The following is a 23,412-nucleotide window of genomic DNA, read 5'->3' on the forward strand; positions in this document are numbered from 1 at the left end:
CCATGCCCAACCTGACCACCCTGCGGCACATGACGTCCTTCTCTCCGCTACTGCCCCCCTGGCTGCTCTACACGCTGGCAATTCTGGCCATGATTGTCCTGCTGGCCGGGCTGCTACGCCGGGCGCGCGGCACGCTGTGGCGCGCGGCGGCGGCAGCGATCGTCCTGCTGTGGCTATCCGGCCCCGAACGCATCAGCGAGACCGGGCAGGCCCTGCCCGAAACCGCCATCCTGGTCGTTGATCAATCCTCCTCCATGAGCGTAGGCCAACGCGCCGCCGTAGCCCATCAGGCGGCGGAACGCCTCCAGGCCGAAGCCGCGCATGTGCCGGGGCTGACGCTGCGCACCGTCACGGTGCATGACGGCCATGGCCAGGGCACGCGCCTGTTCGCAGCTCTCGACCAGGCAGCGGCCGACATCCCGCCGGCCCGGCTGGCGGGCGCGATCCTGCTGACCGACGGACAAGTCCACGATACCCCGCCGCAGCCGCCCGAACGACTGCGCCCCGCCGATTCCGGCGGCCGGCACGCAACCCTGCCGCTGCATGTGCTCTTGACCGGACGGGGAGAGGAAACCGACCGCCGACTGCGCATCCTCCAGGCGCCGCCTTATGCCATCGTCGGCCAGAATGCCACGTTGCGGGTGCAGGTGGACGATCTGGGCCCGCACCCCGATAACGGCACGGAAGTCGACCTGACACTGGATCGCGGCGGCGAACCTCCGCTGCACAAAACCGTCCGCGTCGGCCAGCCTCAGGACATCACCCTGCCCGTCACCCATCCCGGCCCGATGCTGGTCGGGCTATCGGTCTCGCCACTTGAGGGTGAAGTCTCGACCGTCAACAACCAGGATGTGGTACGGATCAACGGAGTCCGCGACCGGCTGCGGGTATTGCTGGTCTCGGGCACGCCCAACCAGGGTGAACGGGTCTGGCGCCGTCTGCTGAAGGCCGACCCATCGGTCGATCTGGTGCATTTCACCATCCTGCGCCCACCCGACAAGGATGACGGCACACCGCTGTCCGACCTGGCGCTGATCGCCTTCCCGGTGCGCGAACTGTTCCAGGAAAAGATCAGCCAGTTCGACCTGATCATCCTCGACGGGTTCGAGAACCGTGCCATCCTGCCGCGCACCTATCTGGAAAACATCGCCCAGTATGTGCGTGACGGCGGCGGATTGCTGCTGATCGGCGGCCCGGAATTCCTGGGGGCGGGCTCTCTGCAGGATACGCCGCTGGGCGACATCCTGCCGGCCCATGTCCCAACCGAAGGCGGGCTGGTGGAACAGCGCTTCCGCCCCGCCCTCACGGCCGACGGTCATCGCCATCCCGTCACGGCGGGGCTGCCGGGAGCCGGCACCGCACCGGACGGGCACGATGCCGATTGGGGGCCATGGTACCGTGTATTGCGAACCGATTCCGTCCACGGGCAGGTCCTGATGGACGGTCCGGCCCATACACCGCTGCTGGTTCTGGACCGGGTGGACCGAGGCCGCGTCGCCTTCCTGCTGTCGGACCAGATCTGGCTGTGGTCGCACGGCGAGGGTGGCGGCGGCCCGCAATCCGAACTGCTGCGGCACGTCTCTCACTGGCTGATGAAAGAACCGGAACTGGAAGAAGAACAGCTGACGGCCACCATCGCCAATGACCGGATCGTCATAACCCGCCGCACCGCAGCCGCCGTCGCGCCGCACGCGGTCACAATCACCGCGCCCGACGGCACCACCCGCCAGATACCCCTGCATACCACCGGCATAGGCCTCTCCCAGGCCGATGCGCCCGCGACCCAGCAGGGCATCTGGATGGCCGATGATGGCACGCACCGCGCTTTCGCCGCTCCGACCCAGGACGATCCGGTGGAATGGTCGGACCTGCGTGCCACGGCAAGCGTCACGGCTCCCCTCGCCGGCCAGACGGGCGGCGGCATCTACTGGCTGGGTGACGACCCTGCCAATCTCCACCTGCCCGCACTGCGCGCCCCGGCCTCAGGCCGCGTGTCAGGACCGGACTGGATGGGCTTTCCGCAACGCGATGCCCGTCTGGTCACCGGTCGCACCGCCAGTCCACTTCTCCCCGCATGGCTGGTACTGGCGCTGGCCGCAATGCTTCTACTGACCGGCTGGTGGCGCGAAGGCCGCTGAAAGAGAGTGCTGCACCCCGGTCCGCCGGCTTGCAGCATCCTCTCCAAAAGGCCCCGTGACTCACGATCCAGCGATTTCCATCGCATCTCAGCCCGATCTGGACTATAAAAGGGGGCCGGGACCGCGTCCGGCAGGCCGGTCCATATCGGACGGTTCGCATCCGCCCCGAACAGGTCGCGCCTGTCATCGAGACGAATGTTACTGAGACGAATAATGATTATCAGAACAGGTATCCGCCTTCTCTTTCTCGCGCTGCTGACCGGCAGCGCGGCAATCATGGCTCCGATGCATTTCGCCTGTGCCCAGTCGGATGACGATGAGGCAGAAGCCGATGCTGCCGATGCGGCGAAGCAGGCCGAAGCCCGTCGCGCCGCACGCGCCTCAGCCCCACCGGCCGCCCTGCCCGGCGCAGAGTCGAACGAAGAGATCGGCGGTCATGCGAATGGCGACCTGAATCCCACCGCGGCCCTGTTCGACGCCATCAATCGCGGCAGCCTCGGCGCGGCCAAGGAAGCCCTGAACCGTGGTGCCGACATGGAAGGTCACAATGTTCTGGGCCAGACGCCTCTGGACATGGCGATCGACCTGAACCGCAACGACATTACCTTCCTGCTGCTGTCGCTCCGCACGCTTGATGACGAGCACGTCATCGCGGCTTCGACGACCCATTCCGGCATCACGATGCATAATGGCAGCGGCCACCTGACCATCGATGGCACCAGCCATGGGTCCCGATCGGGCGTCATGATGGCGACAAGCCGTACCGCCCCCCGAGACAATGGCACGCCTCGGCCCGAAATCGGGTTCCTCGGTTTCGGCGGCGGCTGACAATCCATTTCGTGAGGCTGGCCACCCGTTCCGAGTGACAAATCCGAACGGAAACATCGCTTCACTGACCGGCGTTCCGGAACATGCTAGTTTATTGTTTTTACGAACATTCTGTTTGAATGCACGCATTCAAACAGAATGTGTTCTAGCTGGCTGCGCTGTCCTGTGACAGGATTTCGCTTCGCAAGATGTCCAGCGGAACCATCTGCCCCTCGCGCATCAGATGCCAGAAGGTCCATCCATTGCAGGATGGGGCATTCGTTAATAACGCCCCCAGCTTATGGATCGATCCGCGCTGCGTACCGCTGACCAGCGTGCCGTCAGGCGCAACGGTGGCCGACACGCGCTGATGACGATCATAGACCATCGTTCCGGCCGGCAGCAGTCCACGTTCGACCAGGCTGCCGAACGGCACGCGCGGTGCCTCGCGGCGGGCAGGTGTGGTCAGCACGCTGTCCAGAGGCACCGGGCGCTCGCGCCGGGCACGACCGATTGCTGCTTCCGCATAATCCGGATGACGCTCGATCCCGATGAAGCGGCGGCGCAACCGCCGCGCCATAGCCGTCGTCGTGCCCGTGCCGGCGAACGGATCGAGAATGATGTCGTCCACATTGGTCGAAGCGACCAGCACTCGGTGCAGCAGACTTTCGGGCTTCTGCGTCGGGTGCAGCTTCAGGCCATGGGCATTGCGCAGCCGCTCTCCCCCCGTGCAGAGCGGCAGATACCAGTCCGAGCGCATCTGCACGTCGTCGTTCAGCGCCTTCATCGCCTGGTAGTTGAAGCGATAGCGGCTGTCGGCACCCCGCGCGGCCCAGATCAGCGTCTCATGAGCATTGGTGAAGCGCCGCCCCCGGAAATTCGGCATCGGGTTCGACTTGCGCCAGATCACGTCATTCAGGATCCAGAACCCCAGATCCTGGAGGATCGCGCCGATCCGGAAGATGTTGTGATACGACCCGATCACCCAGATCGTGCCGTCCTTGCGCAGCAGGCGGCGGGCCTCGCCCAGCCAGGCACGGGTAAACCGGTCATATTCCGCAAGATCGCTGAATTTGTCCCAGTCATCATCCACCCCGTCCACAATGCTGTCATCGGGGCGGCGTAGTTCACCACGCAACTGAAGGTTGTACGGCGGGTCGGCAAAAATACAGTCGATCGACCCGCTCGGCAGAGTCTGCATCAGTTCGATGCAATCGCCACGCAGAATCTGATCAAGGGGCAATTCCATCATAACCGCGCCGCTCATGACACACCCCAGGCCGCGGGGCGGCCGTCGGCGGGCAAGCCAAGCGACAATTGTCGGACCAAGCCGAACGCCTCCCGATGATGCGGGGTCTTACCGACGTCACAAAGCGCCGCCCGATGCTGGGCAGTGCCGTAACCGGCGTTGCGCTCCCATCCGTAGGCAGGCCAGCGGACGGCGAGGCGCTCCATCAGCCGGTCACGCACAACCTTGGCCACGATCGACGCCGCCGCGATGGACAGGCTTTCACCATCGCCACCCACCACGCATTCCGTCGGGCACCCGAAATCGGGGGCGGCATTTCCGTCCACCAGCACCAGTTCCGGCCGCACGGACAGGCGTGCGACAGCGCGCCGCATCGCCAGAAAGGCGGCATGCAGAATATTTAGGCGCGCGATTTCAGCGACCGAAGCCGCGGCAACCGCAATATGCACCCCACGGGCGCCACGCAGCGCAATATAGGCACGACGCCGCGCCACGGCAGACAGCTTCTTTGAATCATCCAGCAGGGTGGCCAGTTGGGCCGGCACGCCGCCATCAAAGATCACCGCGGCCGCGACAACCGGACCCGCCAGCGGGCCACGACCCACCTCATCCACCCCGGCAACCCGGCCGCCATGCTGCGCTTCGCGCGTGTAATCCGGCATTCACCCCATCCCGAACCGGGCCGAGCCGGGCGCCTGTCGCCCGATTCGCACACCGAATCACGTCCTGAAGGGATGGAAACCATCTTTACGTCATGTTGCGCAAGATACTGATTCCATGCCGAGTCCTTTCAAACGCAAAAAACTTCTTCCGCCAGGGACTCGGGCCACGGAAATTTCAGCCCTTCGATGTCCGCCGCGGCAGCAGAATCAGGCCGGCCAGAAGCCCGACCACGGCCGCAACCGCCACCGACAGGAGGGGCCGGTCCTGCACGAACAGCACCGCCTTCTCCACCTTGCCCTCGCCCTCTTCATAAAGCTCGGCGAACTCGCGGCGGGCCATGCCGCTCAATTGATCGACCTTACCCTCCGCCTGCATGCCCAGATCACCCGTCAGGCCACCAGCCGCGTCCTTCAGGCGACCGGTCCCTTCCTCGATCGTGCCCTTCACCTTCTCGACGAATGTGTCGTTACCGGATTCCGTCATGCTTTTTTCTCCTCCAAACGGACCAACCCGCACGGGTCGGTTCTATGGAAACGGATCGAATACGCCCCGGTTGCGCATGCCGCCCCCGGGCGGACCGGATCATCCGGACCGGATGGCACGCTATCGCGGGCGCCCAGATCCCGCCACCAATGGAATAGTTGATGGCATTCGATGAAAACGCATGACAGCCAGTTGGCGAACGACAAAAATTGTTACATTTCTAGACAGTTTCCTAAGCAAGGATTTAGGCATCTTTTTTCGCGTAGCTGCTAACACTGCCCCAACAAATCGCACGCCTGCGGCGTGCCCGACGTCATTGGATTGAGGAAGACCTGAGGACCATGGACAAACCGACTCTGGACCCGTCCGACGCGCCTGCGCAGCAATCGACGGGGCGCGGCCGGCAGGGCAGCGCCGGGAAGAAATCGCGCCGCCGTTTACTGCTATGGGGCACGGCGCTGGTGGGTGCCGCCGTGATTGCGGCGGCCTTTCTGAGGCCGCACGGCCAGAGCGGTGGCGGACGGCATGCTCACCAGATGGCGGCGGATGTCCAACCGGTGGCGGTTGCCGTCGTGCGCAAAGGCGATATGCCGGTGGAACTGACCGAACTGGGCACGGTGGTCCCGATCACCAACGTCACAGTTCAGTCGCGCGTCGACGGCTACTTGATGCAGGTGCTGTTCACCGAGGGCCAGCACGTCAAAAAAGGCGACCTCCTGGCGCTGATCGACACACGGCCTTACGAAGTGCTGCTGGCCCAGTACCAAGGGCAACTCGCCTCCGACATCGCCCAGTTGGAGCAGGCCCGGGTGGATAATGCCCGCTATCAGCGCCTGATCCGCCAGAACAGCATCGCGGCCCAGACGGCCGTCGACCAGCAATACAAGGTCGCGCAGCTCGAAGGCACGGTGAAGGTCGATCAGGCTCAGGTCGACAACGAAAAGCTCCAGATCATTTATTGCCACGTCATTGCCCCGGTGGACGGCCGTGTCGGCATCCGCCAGGTGGACATGGGCAACTACATCACCGCCGGCCAGACCAACGGCCTGGTCATCCTGACCCAGATGCAGCCGATCTCCGTGATCTTCACCCTGCCGGAGACCGAACTGGGCCGGGTGGCCGAGCGGCTGCGCAGCGGCGTCTCCCTGCCGGTCGAAGCGTGGGACAGCACCAACACGCGCAAGCTGGCCGATGGTGCCGTCAGCGTGCTGGACAGCCAGATCGACACCGCGACAGGCACGGTCAAGCTGCGTTCGATCTTCCCCAATCAGGACGAAACCCTTTTCCCGAACCAGTTCGTCAATGCGCACCTGCTGGTCAATACCGAGCATGACGTGCTGCTGCTCCCCGCCAACGCGGTGCAGACCGGGCCGAGCGGATCGTTCGTCTATGTCGTCAAGTCGGACAACACCGTCGAGGTCCGCGACATCGCGACCGGCACGTCGCATGGGGACAGCGTGGTGGTGACCAGCGGGCTCAAGGAGGGAGAATCGGTCGTGACCGACGGCACCGACCATCTGCGTGCCGGCGCCAAGGTTACAATCCCGAGCGCAACCGACAGCACCGCCGCCCCCGGCGATGCGGTCACCCCGGCGGCAGGACAGGGGCATCGCCACCGCCGCCACAATGCGAGCGGACAGGGCGACATGACCGGCAGCACGACCGGCGGCACCACTGACAGCACCTCTGGCGGCACATCCGGCGGACAACCCCATCAATGATCCCGGCCCGACACCAGGTCCGTCGCCTTCAGCCGGAGAGCCGTGCGTGAATCCGTCCCGCCTGTTTATCGAACGCCCGGTCGCCACGACGCTGCTGATGCTCGCCATCATGCTGGCGGGTCTGCTGGGTTATCATTTCCTGCCGGTCTCGGCGCTGCCGCAGGTCGAATACCCGACCATTACGGTCCAGACCTTCTATCCCGGCGCCGGGCCAGACGTCATGGCGACGTCGGTGACCGCGCCGCTGGAAACCCAGTTCGGCCAGATGCCGGGTCTGGACCAGATGACATCGCAATCCTCCGGCGGTGCCTCGATCGTCACGCTGCGGTTCGGCCTGACCATGTCGATGGACGTGGCGGAGCAGGAAGTCCAGGCAGCGATCAACCAGGCGCAGATGCTGCTGCCCACCGATCTGCCGGCGCCGCCGATCTATGCCAAGGTCAACCCGGCCGACACCCCGGTGCTGACGCTGGGCATCACCTCGAAGACGATGCCGCTGACCGAGGTCGAGGATTATGTCTATACCCGTCTCGCCCAGAAGATCAGCCAGATCTCGGGCGTCGGCCTGGTCACGCTGTCGGGCGGCAACCGCAAGGCGATCCGCGTGCGCGTCAACGTGCCCAAGCTGACATCGTTCGGCGTGGACATGGACACGCTGCGCACCACGATCGGCAACGTCAACGTCAATTCGCCCACCGGCACGTTCGACGGCGCGCAGCGGGCTTCCACCCTGCGGGTCGACGGGCAGATCGCCAGCGTCGACCAGTTGCTCAATCAGGTCATCGCCTACCAGAACGGCGGCCCGATCCGCATCCGCGACGTCGCCACCGTCGTCCAGGGAGCCGAAAACACCCAGCTCGCCGCCTGGTCGAACACCACGCCTGCCCTGATCCTGAACGTGCAGCGCCAGCCGGGCGCCAACGTCATCTCGGTGGTCGACAATATCAAATACGCCCTGCCGCAATTGCGGCAGGCGCTGCCGCCGGGCATCACCATCACGCCGCTGACCGACCGCACGACCACCATCCGCGCCTCGGTTGCCGACGTCGAGTTCGAACTGGTGCTGGCGATGGCGCTGGTGGTGGCCGTGATCTTCGTCTTCCTGCGTAACGTGCCGGCCACGATCATCCCCAGCCTGTCGGTTCCGCTGTCGCTGATCGGCACGCTGGCGATCATGTATCTGATGGGGTTCTCGCTCGACAACCTGTCGCTGATGTCGCTGACCATCGCGACCGGCTTCGTGGTCGACGACGCCATCGTGATGATCGAGAACATCGCCCGCTACATCGAAATGGGCGACGACCGGATGACGGCTTCGCTCAAGGGCGCCGGCGAAATCGGCTTCACCATCATCTCCCTGACCGTCTCGCTGATCGCGGTGCTGATCCCGCTGCTGTTCATGGGCGACGTGGTGGGCCGCCTGTTCCACGAATTCGCCATCACGCTGTCGGTCACGATCGTCCTCTCCGCCGTGGTCTCGCTGACGCTGGTGCCGATGATGTGCGCCCGGCTGCTCAGTGAGCGCCCGCACGGACCGGACGCGCGGGGCTGGTCGGCCGCCGTCGAGCGCTGGACCGAAGCGGTGATCGCCGCCTACGGCCGCGCGCTGACGGTCGTGCTGCGCCACCAGAAGCTGACCCTGGCCATCTTCGTTGCCACGATGGGCCTGACCGGCCTGCTGGCCTGGTCGATCCCCAAAGGGTTCTTCCCGGTGCAGGATACCGGGGTAATCCAGGGCATCTCGGTCATGGCGCAATCCACGTCCTTCGATGCGATGGCGGCCCACCAGCAGGAACTCGGCCGGCGCATCCTGCAGGACAAGGATGTCGTCAGCCTGTCATCCTTCATAGGCGTCGACGGGCAGAACGTGACACTGAACCAGGGGCGGTTCCTGATCAATCTGCGCCCGCATGACGACCGGTCGGAGACCGCCTCCCAGATCGCAACCCGCATCCAGCAGGAGACGGCCGACATCCCCGGTGCCAGCCTGTATCTCCAGCCGGTGCAGGACCTGTCGCTGGACACGACTGTGTCCGCGACCCAGTACCAGTTCCTGCTGGAAAATCCCGATTACGACCAGTTCCGCACCTGGGTGCCCAAGGTCATTGCCGCCCTGCGCCAGGAACCGGCCCTGGCCGACGTCACGTCGGACCTCCAGGCCGAGGGACTCGTCGCCCATGTCACCCTCGACCGCACCACCGGCGCACGGTACTCGATCACCCCGCAGACGATCGACAACGTGCTGTATGATTCCTTCGGCCAGCGCCAGATCTCGACCATCTACACGCAGTCCAACCAGTACCGCGTGATCCTGGAGGCCGATCCGGTCTTCCAGAAAGACCTCGCGTCACTCGACAAGCTGTACCTGCCCGGCATCAGCGGCAATTCGGGCAGCAGCACCTCCGGCCCGACCCGCGCGCCGACTTCGGGCCTGGTGCCGATGCGTACGGTCACCACCGTCACCCGCAGCACCGCGCCGCTGCTGATCACTCATGTCGGCCAGTTCCCAGCGACCACGATCTCGTTCAACGTCGCGCCCGGCTATTCGCTGGGTGAGGCGACGGATGCGATCGAGCGGGTGGAAAGCACGCTGCACCTGCCCGCCAGCTTCCAGACCTCGTTCCAGGGTACGGCGGCCGCGTTCCGCAACAGTCTGGGCAACGAGATGTGGCTGGTGCTGGCCGCCCTGGTCGCGGTCTATATCGTGCTTGGCATTCTGTATGAGAGCTTCATCCACCCCATCACCATCCTCTCCACCCTGCCGTCGGCGGGTGTCGGCGCCCTGCTGGCCCTGCAACTCAGCGGTGCGGGCCTCGGCGTCATGGGCATCATCGGCCTGGTCCTGCTGATCGGCATCGTGAAGAAGAACGCCATCATGATGATCGATTTCGCGCTGGAAGCAGAGCGGATCGAAGGCATGCCGCCCGTCCAGGCCATCCATCACGCCGCCCTGCTGCGCTTCCGGCCGATTCTGATGACGACGCTGGCCGCCATGCTCGGTGCGATGCCGATGGTCATCGGCACCGGCACCGGCTCGGAACTGCGCCGCCCGCTGGGCATCGCCATCGTCGGCGGCCTGCTGCTCAGCCAGTTGCTGACCCTGTTCACCACCCCGGTCATCTATCTGCTGATGGACCGGATCAGCCTGAACCTGCGGCGCCGCTTCGGGGCGACAACCGCGCCGGCCCGTGACGTTCCGCCGCACCAGACCGCAACATGAATCCGGTCCGGCTCTTCGTCCTCCGGCCCGTCGCCACGACATTGCTGACGATCGCGCTGCTGATCGCGGGCATCATCGGTTATCGGGCGCTTCCGGTCGCCGACCTGCCGAATGTCGATTTTCCGGTGATCCAGGTCCAGGCGCGCCAGGCCGGTGGGTCGCCGGAGGAAATCGCCAGCTCCGTCGCCGCCCCGCTGGAGCGGCGCCTGGGCGCCATCGCCGACCTGACGGAAATGACGTCCCAGTCGACGCAGAACCAGGCCCGGATCACCCTGCAATTCGCGCTCAACCGCGACATCAACGGGGCCGCCCGCGATGTGGAGGCCGCCCTTCAGGCCGCCCGGGCCGACCTGCCGTCGTCGCTGCGCCAGAACCCCAGCTACTTCAAGGCGAACCCCAACGGCGCGCCGATCATGATCCTGGCCCTGACATCGAAGACGCGCACGATGTCCCAGCTCTACGACCTCACCTCCAACGTCCTGCAGCAACATCTCTCGCAGATCCGCGGCGTGGGCGAGGTCGAGGTCGGTGGCAGTTCGCTCCCGGCAGTGCGCGTCGAGATGAACCCGCTGCCCCTATACAAATTCGGGATCGGGTTCGAGGACGTCCGCGCCGCGCTGGCCTCGGCCAACGCCAATACCCCCAAGGGCTTCATCGACCATCAGGGCACCCGCTACACGCTGGACACCAACGATCAGGCCCGAAACGCCCAGGCCTATCGCGATCTGATCATCGCCTACCGGTCCGGCCGGCCGGTACGTCTGGCGGATGTCGCCCAGGTCAATGACGGCGTCGAAGACCTGCGCAATGCCGGCTACTACAACCGCCAGCCGGCGGTACTGGCCATCATCTTCGCCCAGTCGGGCGCCAACGTGATTCGCACCATCGACCAGATCAAGGCCGAAATCCCGGCCCTGCGCGCGGCCCTGCCACCAACGGTCGAACTGCACAGCGTCCTCGACCGATCGGTGACCATCCGCGCCGCATTGGCCGACACCCAATATACGCTGGTCATATCGGTGGTGCTGGTGGTGCTGGTGGTGCTGGTCTTCCTGCGCTCGGGCCGAACCACGCTGATCCCGGCGGTCGTGGTCCCCACCTCGATCATCGCCACGTTCGGAGCCATGCAACTCCTGGGCTATTCGCTGGACAACCTGTCGCTGATGGCGCTCACCGTCTCCACCGGCTTCGTAGTCGACGACGCCATCGTGGTGATCGAAAATATCAGCCGCTATCTCGAAGACGGCAAAGGCCGGCTCGAGGCCACGCTGCTCGGTGCGCAGGAAGTCGCCTTCACCGTCTTCTCGATCACCATGTCACTGATCGCCGTCTTCCTTCCCATCCTGCTGCTGGGCGGCGTCGCGGGCCGCCTGTTCCACGAATTCGCGATGACGATGTCGGTGACGATCCTCATCTCGATGGTCCTGTCGCTGACCCTCACCCCGATGATGGCGGCGCTGTTCCTGCCCGCCCACATCGCACCACCCCAAACCGGCCCGTGGGCTCGCATCTCGGCAATGCTGGAGCGCATGCTGCACGCCATGCAGCGGGGGTACGCGCAGACGCTGGACGCGGCGCTGGCCCATCCGCGCCTCGTGCTGCTGTCGCTGCCCTGCACCGTCGTCCTCATGGTGGCGCTGTTCATCCACATGCCCAAGGGCTTCTTCCCCGACAGCGATACCGGCATGCTGATGGGCCATCTTCAGGGCGACCAGTCGATCTCGTTCCAAGCCATGGTCGGCAAGATCGACGAGGTCCAGAAGGCCGTTCTGTCCGACCGCGACGTCGTCAGCATCACCGGCTTCACCGGCGGTCGCGGCTCGTCCAACCAGGCCAACATGTTCGTGGTGCTGAAGGACAAGTCCCAGCGCGACGGCCCGCCCAGCACCACCATCATGCGCATCGGCGAGCGACTGCGGAACATGGTGGGCGCGCATTTCTACGCCATGGCCCCTGGCACGCTGCGCATGGGCGCCCGGCAATCCAACGCCGCCTATCAGTACACGCTGCAATCCGACTCACCGACCGACCTGTATGAGTGGACCCCCAAGCTGGTGGCCGCCCTCCAGAAATACCCGCAGTTGACCGACGTCTCGTCGGACGTGCAGCAGGGCGGTTCAGCCCTCAACGTGGCGCTGGACCGCGAAACCTCGGCCCGTACCATGATCACGCCGCAGCTGGTGGCCAACACGCTGTTCGATGCCTATGGCCAGCGCGCGGCCTCGGTCATCCATAACGCGCTCAACCAGTATCGCGTGGTGATGGAGGTCGAACCCCGGTTCTGGAAAGACACCGCCAGCCTCCAGCAGGTCTGGGTCAGCACCGCCGGCGGCTCGGCCGGTGGCGGTACCCGCGCGAACACCATCCGGGTCTCGGCCGCAACCAGCGCCACCAGTCAGGCCGGCAGCCTCAGCAGCCAGTCCTTCCGCAACCAGATCGCCAACAGCCTCGCAGGCGGCAGCTCGGCTTCCAACGGCTCGGCGGTTTCGACCAATTCCGAAACCATGGTGCCGCTCGGCATCGTCTCCACCGTCGCCCCGCAGCTCACGCCGCTCTCGGTCAACCATCAGGGCCAGTCGGTCGCCGCCACGGTGTCCTTCAATCTCGCGACCGGCGTGCCGCTGGAGCGCGGGACACAGATCGTGAGCGCCGAAATAGTGCGCCTGCATGTGCCCACGACCATCCATGGCAGCTTTGCGGGCAATGCCGGCCAGCTTCAGAAATCGGTCAATAACGAACCATTGCTGATCCTGGCCGCGCTGGCGGCGGTCTATATGGTGCTGGGCATGCTGTACGAAAGCTATGTCCACCCGCTGACCATCCTCTCCACCCTGCCCTCGGCCGGCGTCGGCGCGCTGTTGGCTCTGGATCTCGCCGGCGAGGATTTCTCGCTGATCGCGATGATCGGGGTGATCCTGCTGATCGGCATCGTGAAGAAAAACGCCATCATGCTGGTCGATTTCGCAATCGCGGCCGAACGCGAAGGCCAGCCGGCGGCACAGGCCATCCACAGCGCGTGCCTGCTGCGCTTCCGGCCGATCATGATGACAACGCTGGCGGCGGCCTTCGGGGCCCTGCCGCTGATCCTGGGTCACGGCTATGGTTCGGAACTGCGCCGCCCGCTGGGCATCTCCATCGTCGGCGGACTGGTCGTCAGCCAGGCGCTCACGCTCTACACCACTCCTGTCGTCTATCTGTATCTCGACCGCTTCGGCCTATGGTGCCGACGCCAGTTCCGTTCCCTGGCCAAAGCCCTCACGGGCCGGCAGGGTCCCCTTTCCCAACAGGATGCCTGACCCGGATGTCCCTGCCGCCCTCCCGCCCGATCGCCCCGAAACCCCGCCCCGGCGCACGCGCGCCGCGTCGGCGTGCCCTGCTGCTGGGCGCCGCCCTGTCGCCACTGGTGCTGACCGGCTGCATGGTCGGCCCGTCCTATCATCGCCCGACCGCACCGGTTTCGGCCCGCTTCAAGGAACTGGTGCCGGCACCCGGATGGGTGAAGGCGCAACCCGCCATGGCGGAACTGCCCAAGGATGCCTGGTGGACGATCTATAACGACCCGATCCTGAACGATCTGGAATCGCGGGTCGCGATCTCGAACCAGAACGTCAGGATGTACGAGGCGAATTACCGTCAGGCCCGGGCCACCATCAACAGTGTGCGCGCGCAGCTGTTCCCCACCATCAGCGGCAGCATCGGCTTCAACCGCAATGCCCATGGCGGCTCGTCCCTGTCCTCGTCGGGCAGTTCCTATGCCAATTCCGGCACGCAGTACAATTCCTACAATATCGGCCCCAGCGCCAGTTGGGACCTGGATCTATGGGGCAAGATCCGCCGCAATATCCAGAGTCAGGTAACGGCAGCGCAGGCCAGCGCCGCCGATCTGGCCAACGCCACCCTGTCCTACCAGGCACAACTCGCGACGGCCTATTTCAACCTGCGCTACCAGGATTCGCTGCAGGACCTGCTGCGCCGCTATGTCGCCTTCAACACCCGGGCGCTGGAAATCGCCCAGAATCAGTACGATGCCGGCATCGCCGACCCCACGGCGGTCATGCAGGCCCGCACCCAGTTGGAGCAGAACCGCGCATCGCTGATCCAGGCCGGCGTTGCCCGCGCCCAGTACGAACATGCCATCGCCGTGCTGGCCGGCCGTTCGCCCGCCGAACTGACGATCACGCCGGGCGCTCTGAGCCGCGCCATTCCGCCGATTCCGGTCGGCGTTCCCGCCGACCTGCTGCAACGCCGCCCCGACATCGCCGCCGCCGAGCGCGCTATGGAGCAGTACAACGCCCAGATCGGCGCCGCAATTGCGGCCTTCTTCCCCAACGTCACCATCAATGCCAGCTATTCGCAGAGCGGCGGCGATCCGGTGACCTCGTTGATGAGCGTTGCCAACCGCGTCTGGTCGCTGGGTGCATCGGCAACCGAGACCCTGTTCAGCGGCGGGTCGCGCACGGCGGCCGTCCACTCGGCCGACGCCCAGTATGACAGCGCCGTAGCCACCTATCGCCAGACCGTGCTGACGGCCTTGCAGGGCACCGAAGACCAATTGTCTAACCTGCGTATCCTCGCCCAGCAGGCCGCACAGCAGCAGGTCGCGCTGGATTACGCCAACAAGGCCGTCCAGGTCTCGATGAACCAGTATGAAGCCGGAACGCAGATCTACACCACCGTCATCACCAACGTGACCACGGCTCTGGGGATCGCGGAAACGACCCTCTCCATCCAGCAGCAGCGCATGGTCGACAGCGTAGCCCTGGTGCAGGCCCTGGGAGGGGGATGGAATGCCGCACGCCTGCCGTCGAAGGCGTCGCTCCAGACCGACAATCCACTCCTTCCGTCCTTCATCCAGAAAGACAAGAATCAATAGGGCACATCCGCCCTGCAAGCCCCAAGACAACATTCCGGGCCGCAGTGCGGCCCGGAATGCGTCGTCACAAGATCGTTTTGGCTGTCAGCAACGCGATCAGCAGAAAGACGACGAAGGCAAGAATAAAGAGGAAGAACAGTATCTTCGCGACACCAGCGGATGCAGCGGAAATTCCGGTAAACCCGAACAGGCCGGCGATGATCGAAATCACCAGAAAAAAGAGGGCCAACTTCAACATCATCCACGCTCCATCCATAATCCTTGCATGACGAACGCCGGGTCGGGCCGGCGGTTCCTCAGCGCCGCACCCACGTCATGGCCAGGACAAACCCGGCCAAACCGGCCGTCACCACAGCTACCAGCGGTTGATCCACCGTCAGGTCGCGCACGGCATCTCCGGCCATAAGACCGGCTGAACGGGCCTTGGCACACAGCACGCGCCCTTTGCCCTTCATCTGAAGCACGGGATCACCCAGCAACCCGCCAAGCCCGTCCTGAAGCCGACCGACCCCTTCTTCCAGCTTCGTTTCAAACTGTCCGTCCGTCATGATGGCGCCCCAATCTTCTTAATAAACATAGCGACATAGCGTATATGAGGGACGCAGGCATCGTTTTCAAATCATAGCCACTCCCTTTCTCGGCACGACAAGCCTTGGTGGGAAGGCACCCTCCACAGGCTGTCGACCAGATTCCCAGCCGCCCCTGAACCAACGTTCCAGCATGGGATCTTTCCGCGTGATGAGTTCCGACCGCCTTCCCGCGCGCAACGTCATGCCGGTGTGCATCCTGCTATCGGTCCATAACGGCGCCGCCTTTCTCGATGCCCTGCTCCAGTCGTTGGGACAGCAGACCCATGCGGCATGGCAACTTGTCTGGCGGGATGACGGATCGACCGATCACAGCGCGCAGATCGTGCGGCGCTTCGCCGACAACCTGCCCACCGGGCGCTGCGTCCAGGTCACCCGGAGCGTGGAGCGCCTCGGCGTAGCCGGATCGTTCGGCCTGCTGCTGGATCATGTGCCAGACGGTCACCTGGCCGCTTTCTGCGACCAGGACGATGTCTGGTTTCCAGACAAGCTGGAACGCGCGGTAAATGCCTTGGCGCCGTTCCACGCGACCAACGAGCCAGCCCTGTATTGCTCCCGCCAGATGCTCACGGACTCGGCGATCGCCCGTCTCGGCCTTTCGCCCGCATTGCCGCCCGAGCCCGCTTTTCCCATGGCCTTGACCCAGAACATCGCCACCGGCTGCACCATCATGCTCTCACCGGCCGCGATCCGACTGGTGCGGGCCGCCATGCCACCGCCGGCGGGAACACTGCATGACTGGTGGAGCTATCTTCTGGTCACCGGTGCGGGCGGCCATGTCGTGACGGACAACCAGCCCACTCTCTATTACCGCCAGCACCAGAGCAACGTGGTGGGCGCACCCGCGCATTTCGCGGCGCGGGCACGGGCCGCCCTTCGACGAGGGCCGGCTCTGTTCATGTCCACCTTCCGCGCCAACGTCACGCAGCTTCTCCGCCACGGGGACCTGTTGACGGACCCGGCGGTCGCCCGCCTGGGCAGACTCCGCCAGGCGTTGGATATCCCCGGCCCGGCCGGCTGCCTCGCCCGCTGGCGGCTTCTGCGAACGATGCCCGAGATGCGACGCAGCACCCGTGCCGAGCAGATGATTTTCCGCCTCTGGTTCGTGCTGGGATGAACCCGGATCTCCCATCTGCGCCGGTTTGCCTCTCGACGTTCGATCCGCGTATGGTCACCCCACTGGAACCTGACCGCAAATGCGTGCCGGATCACCCTTCGCACGCGTTTTTGCCCAGGTTCCAGGCAGATATAAGGGTATCAAAGGCTCCATTCTCATGACCAAAGCACTCTCTACGATGCCGCAAGACGGAGCTTTTCGAAAACCGGCCCATTTTATTCTGTCAGCGGATCGCGGATGGAAACAACGGTTCCAACTGGCATTGGCTGATCTGCGCGAAGGGGTCCATCTGTGGAGACTCATCGCGGTCCTCGGTTTTCTCGATATCAAACTCCGATATCGCGGTTCCGCACTCGGACCATTCTGGCTGACCATTTCGATGGGCGTCCAAGTGGGGGCCATGGCCTTCATCTATGCCGATCTTTTCCACACCGACATCCATACCTATCTCCCCTTCCTGTCCCTCTCCCTCATCGCCTGGAACTACCTGAACGCACTGGTCACCGACGGCGGCGGCTGTTTCATTCAGTCCGACTCCGTCATCAAGGGCATGCGCATGCCCTTCACCGTTCACGCGGCACGCAGCCTTATGCGCAACACAATGATTCTTGCCCATAATATCGTGATCGTCATTGCGGTTTTCGCGATCATGGGCGTGCACCAATCCCTGTTTTCCTTCATGGCGCTACCGGCATTCGGCCTGTGGCTTGTCGATGGATTCGCGTTCTCGCTCCTGTTCGGCGCCCTGTGCGCCCGCTTCCGTGACGTGCCGCAGATCATCTCGGCAATCATGCAGATCGCTTTTTTCATAACGCCGGTCATGTGGAACGCGAATATCCTCAACGGCCACCGCGAGGCACTTTTTCTGATCCGCTTCAACCCGTTCTATTACCTCCTTGAAATTCTCAGGGCTCCTCTCCTGGGCACGCCATTGCCGGCCGAAACCTGGATCTACGCGCTGCTCATTTCCAGTATCCTTATCCTTTTCTCATGGATCGCTTTCGCGCGAACGCGCGGCCGGATCGCCTTCTGGGTCTGAACACAATGGCAAATCTCACCGCATCCGACATCTCGATTGATTTTCCGCTGTATCACAGCGACAGCCGCTCGCTGAAGAAGACCATTCTCGGGCAAGCATCGGCACGCTTCGGCCGAGACACCAACAATCGTCCCGTGGTCCAGGCGCTTCAGAATATCTCCTTTTCCCTGAATTCCGGCGATCGTCTCGGACTGATCGGTTCGAACGGATCGGGAAAGACAACCCTCCTGCGCGTTCTTTCGGGGATATACCAACCAACGGGGGGGGTCCTGTCGGCGGACGGGCGCCTGACGGCCCTGCTGGACCCCGGACAGGGCATGAACCACCAACTCACCGGCCGGGAGAATATCCGCCTGCGCGGCCTCTATCTCGGCCTGTCCGTTTCCCAGACGATGGAACTCGTCAAGGATGTGGAAGATTTTTCCGAACTCGGACATTTTCTCGATCTTCCGGTACGCAACTATTCCTCCGGCATGACGATTCGACTGGCATTCGCGATGGCCACCGCCTTCCCGCCCGAAATCCTGCTGATGGATGAGTGGATACTCGCCGGAGACGCCGTTTTCATGGAGAAGGCCAAGAAAAGAGTGGAAGGCATGGTCCGCCACGCCGACATCTTGGTGCTGGCCAGCCACTCTCCTTCGATCCTGATCGAATGGTGCAATCGCCTGCTCTGGATCGAGAACGGTCAGATCAGGGGAGACGGTGACCCAATGAGCATTCTCGAACAATACCTTCCGCCTGCGGCATTCAGGGAACTGGCGAAGGTCGGCGCCGGTCCGTAGGACATCCTCGAACCGACGGCCGTCCCGCATCTTATCTGGCCGCATAGGAAAAGCCACGCCATGCCCCTGCTTACCGGACGAGTAACCCCAGCACTCCGCAGAATGGCAGTCGAAAAGCTCTATCAGGTCATGGGCGCGGCGCATCGCTTCGTTCGGAAGCACCCAGCGGTAAAACGTATGCTGCGTCCTGCCGCGCACCTTGTCATGCCGTCGATCATTCCCTTCCGGTCGCGCTATATTTCACGCGACGAGTATCAAAGCTGGATGGTCCGCTACGAAACGATCACCCAGGCGGACGACGCCGCCATTCGCGCCGATATCGCACGCTTCCCACGCCAGCCGCTGCTGTCGGTCGTCATGGCGCCCCATCAGGCGCCCGAGGCCGCGCTGCGCGCGACGATCGCCTCGCTCCAGGCCCAAATCTATGAAAACTGGGAACTCTGCCTGACCGATGGGTCGGGCGGCACCCATGCGGCATCAAGGCGCCCGGGGGCCGCATCCGCCGATCCCCGGATGCGTGTCATCGCCTGCCCGACGCAGGGCGGCATTTCAGCCGTATCCAATGGCGCCCTGCGCCAGGCGCAGGGCGAATGGGTGACCTTCCTGGAACCTGGCGACCTGCTACCGCCCGACGCCCTGTACGAACTGGCCGCCGAAATCCTCGATCATCCCGAAGCACGGGTCATCTATACCGACGAGGACAGAATCGACGCGCAGGGCAATCGCAACACGCCTTACTTCAAGCCGGATTTCGATCCCGACCTGCTCCTGGGACAAAATCTGCTGAGTCATCTCACGGCCTACCGGCGGGACCTCCTCCTGTCCATCGGCGGTTTCCGCGAAGGGTTCGAAGGCGTCCAGGACCATGATCTGGCTCTACGCGCAACCGCCGCCTGCGGTCCAACGGCCGTGCGTCATATTGCGCGCGTCCTGTATCATCAGCACCAGCCTGCCGACAGGCAACCGGTTTCCCAGAGCACAATGAGGCACCACGCCGCCTTAACAGGTCAGGCTGTCACCGAACACCTAGCGGCGCGCGGAATCGAAGTGACGCTTCTGCCGACGGCCGGATCCCATCACCGGATCGTCTTTCCAGTGCCCGAACCCGCACCGCTAGTGTCGGTCCTGATCCCAACCCGCAACCGGGCGAACCTGTTGCGGGTCTGCCTGGAGGGTCTTCTGAATCGGACAGATTATCCGGCCCTCGAAGTGCTGGTCGCCGATAATGGCAGCACGGAGCCTGATGCTCTTGCCCTCCTGCGGGCCACCGAGTCCGACCCGCGCGTACGGGTACTCGATATGCCCGGCCCGTTCAATTTCGCGCGGATCACCAATCAGGCCGCTGCCGAGGCACGCGGCGAAATCCTGCTGTTGCTCAACAATGATATCGAAGTCATCGACAGCATCTGGCTGCGTGAGATGGTTTCGCATGCACTCAGGCCCGCCATCGGTGCCGTCGGCTGCCGGCTCCTTTATCCGAACGGCCGATTGCAGCATGGAGGAACCGTACTCGGCATCGGCGGCGTCGGTGGCCATCTTCTGGTCGGCGCACGGCGCGAAGATCCCGGACCATTCGGCACCCTGGGGCTGCTGCGCAGCGCCGGCGCGGTCACAGCCGCCTGTCTCGCATTGCGACGCGATGTCTGGCAACAGGTGGGCGGAATGGACGAAGCCAATCTGGCCGTCGCCTTCAACGACGTCGATTTATGCTTAAAGATCCGGAAACTAGGGCTGCGTATCGTCTGCACGCCATTCGCAGAACTCTATCATCATGAAAGCGCATCGCGGGGGCAGGATAGGTTCGGCGAAAAAGCGGAGCGGTTCCGGCGCGAGACAGACTTCATGATCACGCACTGGCGCGACGATCTGTTGAATGATCCGTATTACAATCCGAATTACACGCTGGAGAACCCGGACTGCACCCTAGCCTCCCCTCCCCGGCGCGAACGACGCTATCGCAAGCCCGGCTAAGTCGGGCGGCAGAGCGGCCGAATCCGGTACATGTCAATAGGATCCCACGGCTTCCGCCAATGGAAGCGCCCTTGGCACCGGCACCCCCATTTTGATCAACGCGGCATGAAGCCCGTGCTGGGCGGCTTCATGAGAGAATTGCTGCCGCGCCAGGGCAAGCGCACCGGCCGAAATCCTCTGCCATAGAACGTCGTCGGAGGTCAGCGCGCAGATCCTGTCGGCAAACATCTCGGGCGTATCCGCGATCAGGACATTCTCCCCGTCAACCAGATTCATGCCTTCCGCAGCAACGGCCGACAACACGCAGGGCAAACCGCTCGCCAGGCTGGATGCGACCTTGCCTTTGGCACCGGCACCGACACGCAACGGCGCCACCGACGCGCGCAAGGTCTCGAACCATGCATGCAGGTCAACAACCGGCCCGAGATAGGTCACCCCCTCTTCCGCTTTGGCAATACCGTCCGGAAGATTGGTGCCCACGATCGAAAAGGTCAGATCCGGGCATCTCCGACGGACAAGGGGCCAGATGTCGGTCAGGAACCAGCGAACGGCATCCAGGTTCGGCTGATGAGCGAACCCTCCCACGAATCCGATTCCCTTGCGGGCCGAAAACGGCGCCGTCGGCGGGATGACATCGCGGACCAGAGGCTGATGCAGGACCGGCGCGCGCGGAACGGATGCGGAGAGAATTTCCCGCTCGGTCTCCGACACGACGATTGTCAGATCGGCATGCCCGACCAGCCATTCCTCGCGGTCCCGCGTACGGTTCGCCGCTTCGATGGCTTCATCGCTTCCACTCAATCGCGCCACCCGCTGCTCGCGCAGAAAATGCAGGTCGACGGTATTGAAGATGATCTTGGCGTCAGGACAATTATAACGAACAAGCTCGAACAGTACGCCCCCCCAGGTTACCCGCGTGAGGATGACCAGCGTGAAGATATCCCGATTATCCTCGATATATTTCCGGATATGGGCCAAGCCATTCTGCGGCAGCACCCTAACTCCCATGGCAACCAGCCCGTCGCGATACCGCCTATCCTGGACCAGATCGCTCGCCACCGCATAGGCAACATCGAACCCCATCGAGATCAGGTTCCGTACCAGATTGACCGCATCCACCGAACCGGAATCCCGATCCGGCTCCGGCCACCGATCATCCACGATCAGAGCCACCGGCCCCCGCCGACCCGCCCATCTGGCCAGTTCCGCAGCTGGATCCTCGACGGGGGCCGGAAGCATTATCTGAGGTCCTACGGCCGCCAAACTGCGCCTTTGCCGGGCCTGCCGCCACTCCCGCCTGCGCCGAGGCAACTGCCCCGTCACCGTCCACCAACCGAGCTTCGTGCTCCGAACCATCAACTTGCGCAACGGCGCCGGGATCCGCCGGGCCAGCCGTATCAACACCGTGCAGGCCCGCCAGATATTGCTCGCCTGCAAGGCTTCATTCTGCGCAATCAAATTGCTCCGCTGCTCTTGCAGGAGATGAACCTTGGCAATCAGAGCGCTATTTTCTTGCGAGATATGCAAGATCCGATTATCTGCCCGACTTTGCAACTCCTGAAGATCCGCGGCGCTCCGAGCGAGTTGCTCGGCCTGCTGCGCCTGCACGGCCTTCTCCGCGCCCAATTCCGTCCGAAGACGGTCGAGGGCCGCCTCGTGCAGTTCCCTCTGTTCGCGCAGGCGCGCCAGTTGTTCGCGCTCGCACGCCAGTTCCTCTTCATGCGTCATTTTTTTCACGTCGCGCTCGGCCTGCAAATGTTTAAACGCGGTTTCGTACGCCCTCACACTCCCGTCGAGCGGACGGAGCAGATACTGATCGATATGCGCATCGGTAAGCGCGAGGATATTGGTGAAATAATCTTCGTCAAAAGCGCGATTCCTTTCCAGCGCATGCATCTCGCGGCCAATCCCCTGCGATGTCAGTTCGAACACGCGATATCCAAGCTCTTTCAGGAAGGCCATGAAATTATCCGGGGAAACGGAACTGACCCGTCTCAGCCAAGCGGGAAAGAATTCACTGACGATGATGGGCCGGTCACGCATGAGCAATGCGCGCCCTCCCCGCAGCACCAGCGCTTCGGCGCCTTCGACATCAATCTTGATCAGGTCGATCCGCCGATCCCACACCAGGCCATCGAGAACGATGGCCGGAATATCCTCATCCAGACTGGCATCTTCAGGGACCGCGTCGGAGACCATGACAGCGTGGCCCGAATTGCGCTGGCGGCTGAACGTCGCCATGCTGACAGTGCCGGCATTGTCCGACAATGCCGCACAATGCAGGACACAGCGATCCTGAAAGCCGTTCGCTTCGACAGATGCACGCAGACGCTCGAAAATCGCAGGACGCGGCTCGAAAGCATAAACCCGACCGTCCGGTCCGACCTTATGGGCGCCCAATACCGTAAACCAGCCGATATGCGCGCCGATATCGACGAATGTTCCACCCTTATGCAGAATCGAGAGAATGAAACTGGTCTCCGCCGGCTCCCAGTTATCGGCAATAGCCCCAGCGGACACGCCTGCATCCATCAGGTCAACCCAGAGCCTGAGTCCGTCGCGGATCTCCGCACAGACCCATTGCGTGCTCCCCGCGGGGAACTCGCCCAGAAACGCTCTCCTGCGAAATTCCTGCGATGTTATCAGTCGAAGACCGAGCGCCTGCGGAGAGTCTTGCAACTCTTCATAGGCCCGCACCTCATGCGGAAGCGGCGCCCGGCCAAGCAGGGCTTGAAAAATCGTCTCAATCTGATTCATAT

The 23,412-nt window shown here is 63.7% G+C and carries 16 protein-coding genes; 10 read left to right on the forward strand and 6 right to left on the reverse strand.

What is annotated here, in order from left to right; all coding sequences use genetic code 11:
• The first annotated feature begins 2 nt into the window (after nucleotides 1–2).
• Together HLH25_RS00780 and HLH25_RS00785 are read left to right on the forward strand one after the other, a co-directional pair.
• On the forward strand, nucleotides 3–2,138 hold the full coding sequence (locus HLH25_RS00780) for a VWA domain-containing protein (protein ID WP_182972411.1): 2,136 nt from the start codon (nucleotides 3–5) through the stop codon (nucleotides 2,136–2,138).
• 213 nt (nucleotides 2,139–2,351) lie between these two features.
• On the forward strand, nucleotides 2,352–2,966 hold the full coding sequence (locus HLH25_RS00785; protein WP_182972246.1) for an ankyrin repeat domain-containing protein: 615 nt from the start codon (nucleotides 2,352–2,354) through the stop codon (nucleotides 2,964–2,966).
• Between the two features lie 145 nt (nucleotides 2,967–3,111).
• Here the strand turns inward: HLH25_RS00785 and HLH25_RS00790 are convergent, their stop codons facing one another.
• The 3 genes from HLH25_RS00790 to HLH25_RS00800 form a co-directional block, all read right to left on the reverse strand.
• Nucleotides 3,112–4,212, reverse strand: a complete 1,101-nt coding sequence (locus HLH25_RS00790) for a site-specific DNA-methyltransferase (RefSeq protein WP_182972247.1) — start codon at nucleotides 4,210–4,212, stop codon at nucleotides 3,112–3,114.
• Nucleotides 4,209–4,856 (reverse strand): ribonuclease HII, encoded by a 648-nt coding sequence (locus HLH25_RS00795; RefSeq protein WP_182972248.1) that lies wholly within the window; start codon nucleotides 4,854–4,856, stop codon nucleotides 4,209–4,211. The genes HLH25_RS00790 and HLH25_RS00795 overlap by 4 nt, the downstream gene beginning before the upstream one ends.
• A gap of 175 nt (nucleotides 4,857–5,031) precedes the next feature.
• Nucleotides 5,032–5,340 carry a CsbD family protein gene (locus HLH25_RS00800; RefSeq protein ID WP_182972249.1) on the reverse strand — a complete coding sequence of 103 codons (309 nt, stop codon included), beginning with the start codon at nucleotides 5,338–5,340 and terminating at the stop codon, nucleotides 5,032–5,034.
• Between the two features lie 341 nt (nucleotides 5,341–5,681).
• Between HLH25_RS00800 and HLH25_RS00805 the strand changes: the two genes are divergently transcribed.
• The 4 genes from HLH25_RS00805 to HLH25_RS00820 are packed head-to-tail and all read left to right on the forward strand — an operon-like array spanning nucleotide 5,682 to nucleotide 15,154.
• Nucleotides 5,682–7,061, forward strand: coding sequence for an MdtA/MuxA family multidrug efflux RND transporter periplasmic adaptor subunit (locus HLH25_RS00805; RefSeq protein WP_182972250.1), 1,380 nt, complete (start codon nucleotides 5,682–5,684; stop codon nucleotides 7,059–7,061).
• A gap of 46 nt (nucleotides 7,062–7,107) precedes the next feature.
• Nucleotides 7,108–10,281 carry an efflux RND transporter permease subunit gene (locus tag HLH25_RS00810; protein WP_182972251.1) on the forward strand — a complete coding sequence of 1,058 codons (3,174 nt, stop codon included), beginning with the start codon at nucleotides 7,108–7,110 and terminating at the stop codon, nucleotides 10,279–10,281.
• On the forward strand, nucleotides 10,278–13,577 hold the full coding sequence (locus HLH25_RS00815; RefSeq protein ID WP_182972252.1) for an efflux RND transporter permease subunit: 3,300 nt from the start codon (nucleotides 10,278–10,280) through the stop codon (nucleotides 13,575–13,577). Before HLH25_RS00810 ends, HLH25_RS00815 begins: the two co-directional genes overlap by 4 nt.
• Before the next feature lie 5 nt (nucleotides 13,578–13,582).
• Nucleotides 13,583–15,154: an efflux transporter outer membrane subunit gene (locus HLH25_RS00820; RefSeq protein WP_182972253.1), complete on the forward strand. Its 1,572-nt coding sequence runs from the start codon at nucleotides 13,583–13,585 to the stop codon at nucleotides 15,152–15,154.
• A gap of 64 nt (nucleotides 15,155–15,218) precedes the next feature.
• Here HLH25_RS00820 and HLH25_RS00825 read toward each other — a convergent pair whose 3' ends face one another.
• Nucleotides 15,219–15,392 (reverse strand): DUF1328 domain-containing protein, encoded by a 174-nt coding sequence (locus tag HLH25_RS00825; protein WP_114726676.1) that lies wholly within the window; start codon nucleotides 15,390–15,392, stop codon nucleotides 15,219–15,221.
• Between the two features lie 58 nt (nucleotides 15,393–15,450).
• Entirely contained in the window at nucleotides 15,451–15,702 is a 252-nt protein-coding gene (locus HLH25_RS00830) for a hypothetical protein (protein WP_182972254.1), read from the reverse strand.
• A 190-nt stretch (nucleotides 15,703–15,892) separates the two neighbouring features.
• On the opposite strand from HLH25_RS00830, the gene HLH25_RS00835 reads away from it, so the two are divergent.
• From HLH25_RS00835 to HLH25_RS00850, 4 genes are all read left to right on the forward strand, one after another.
• Nucleotides 15,893–16,858, forward strand: a complete 966-nt coding sequence (locus tag HLH25_RS00835; RefSeq protein WP_246400923.1) for a glycosyltransferase — start codon at nucleotides 15,893–15,895, stop codon at nucleotides 16,856–16,858.
• A 79-nt stretch (nucleotides 16,859–16,937) separates the two neighbouring features.
• Complete coding sequence (locus HLH25_RS00840) at nucleotides 16,938–17,897, forward strand: ABC transporter permease (protein WP_246400752.1); 960 nt, start codon at nucleotides 16,938–16,940, stop codon at nucleotides 17,895–17,897.
• A gap of 5 nt (nucleotides 17,898–17,902) precedes the next feature.
• Complete coding sequence (locus HLH25_RS00845; protein WP_182972256.1) at nucleotides 17,903–18,682, forward strand: ABC transporter ATP-binding protein; 780 nt, start codon at nucleotides 17,903–17,905, stop codon at nucleotides 18,680–18,682.
• 102 nt (nucleotides 18,683–18,784) lie between these two features.
• On the forward strand, nucleotides 18,785–20,653 hold the full coding sequence (locus tag HLH25_RS00850; RefSeq protein ID WP_182972257.1) for a glycosyltransferase family 2 protein: 1,869 nt from the start codon (nucleotides 18,785–18,787) through the stop codon (nucleotides 20,651–20,653).
• Between the two features lie 33 nt (nucleotides 20,654–20,686).
• Here HLH25_RS00850 and HLH25_RS00855 read toward each other — a convergent pair whose 3' ends face one another.
• On the reverse strand, nucleotides 20,687–23,410 hold the full coding sequence (locus tag HLH25_RS00855) for an FkbM family methyltransferase (RefSeq protein WP_246400932.1): 2,724 nt from the start codon (nucleotides 23,408–23,410) through the stop codon (nucleotides 20,687–20,689).
• Nucleotides 23,411–23,412: the final 2 nt, after the last annotated feature.

Source organism: Gluconacetobacter dulcium, assembly GCF_014174165.1.
Classification (GTDB): domain Bacteria; phylum Pseudomonadota; class Alphaproteobacteria; order Acetobacterales; family Acetobacteraceae; genus Gluconacetobacter; species Gluconacetobacter dulcium.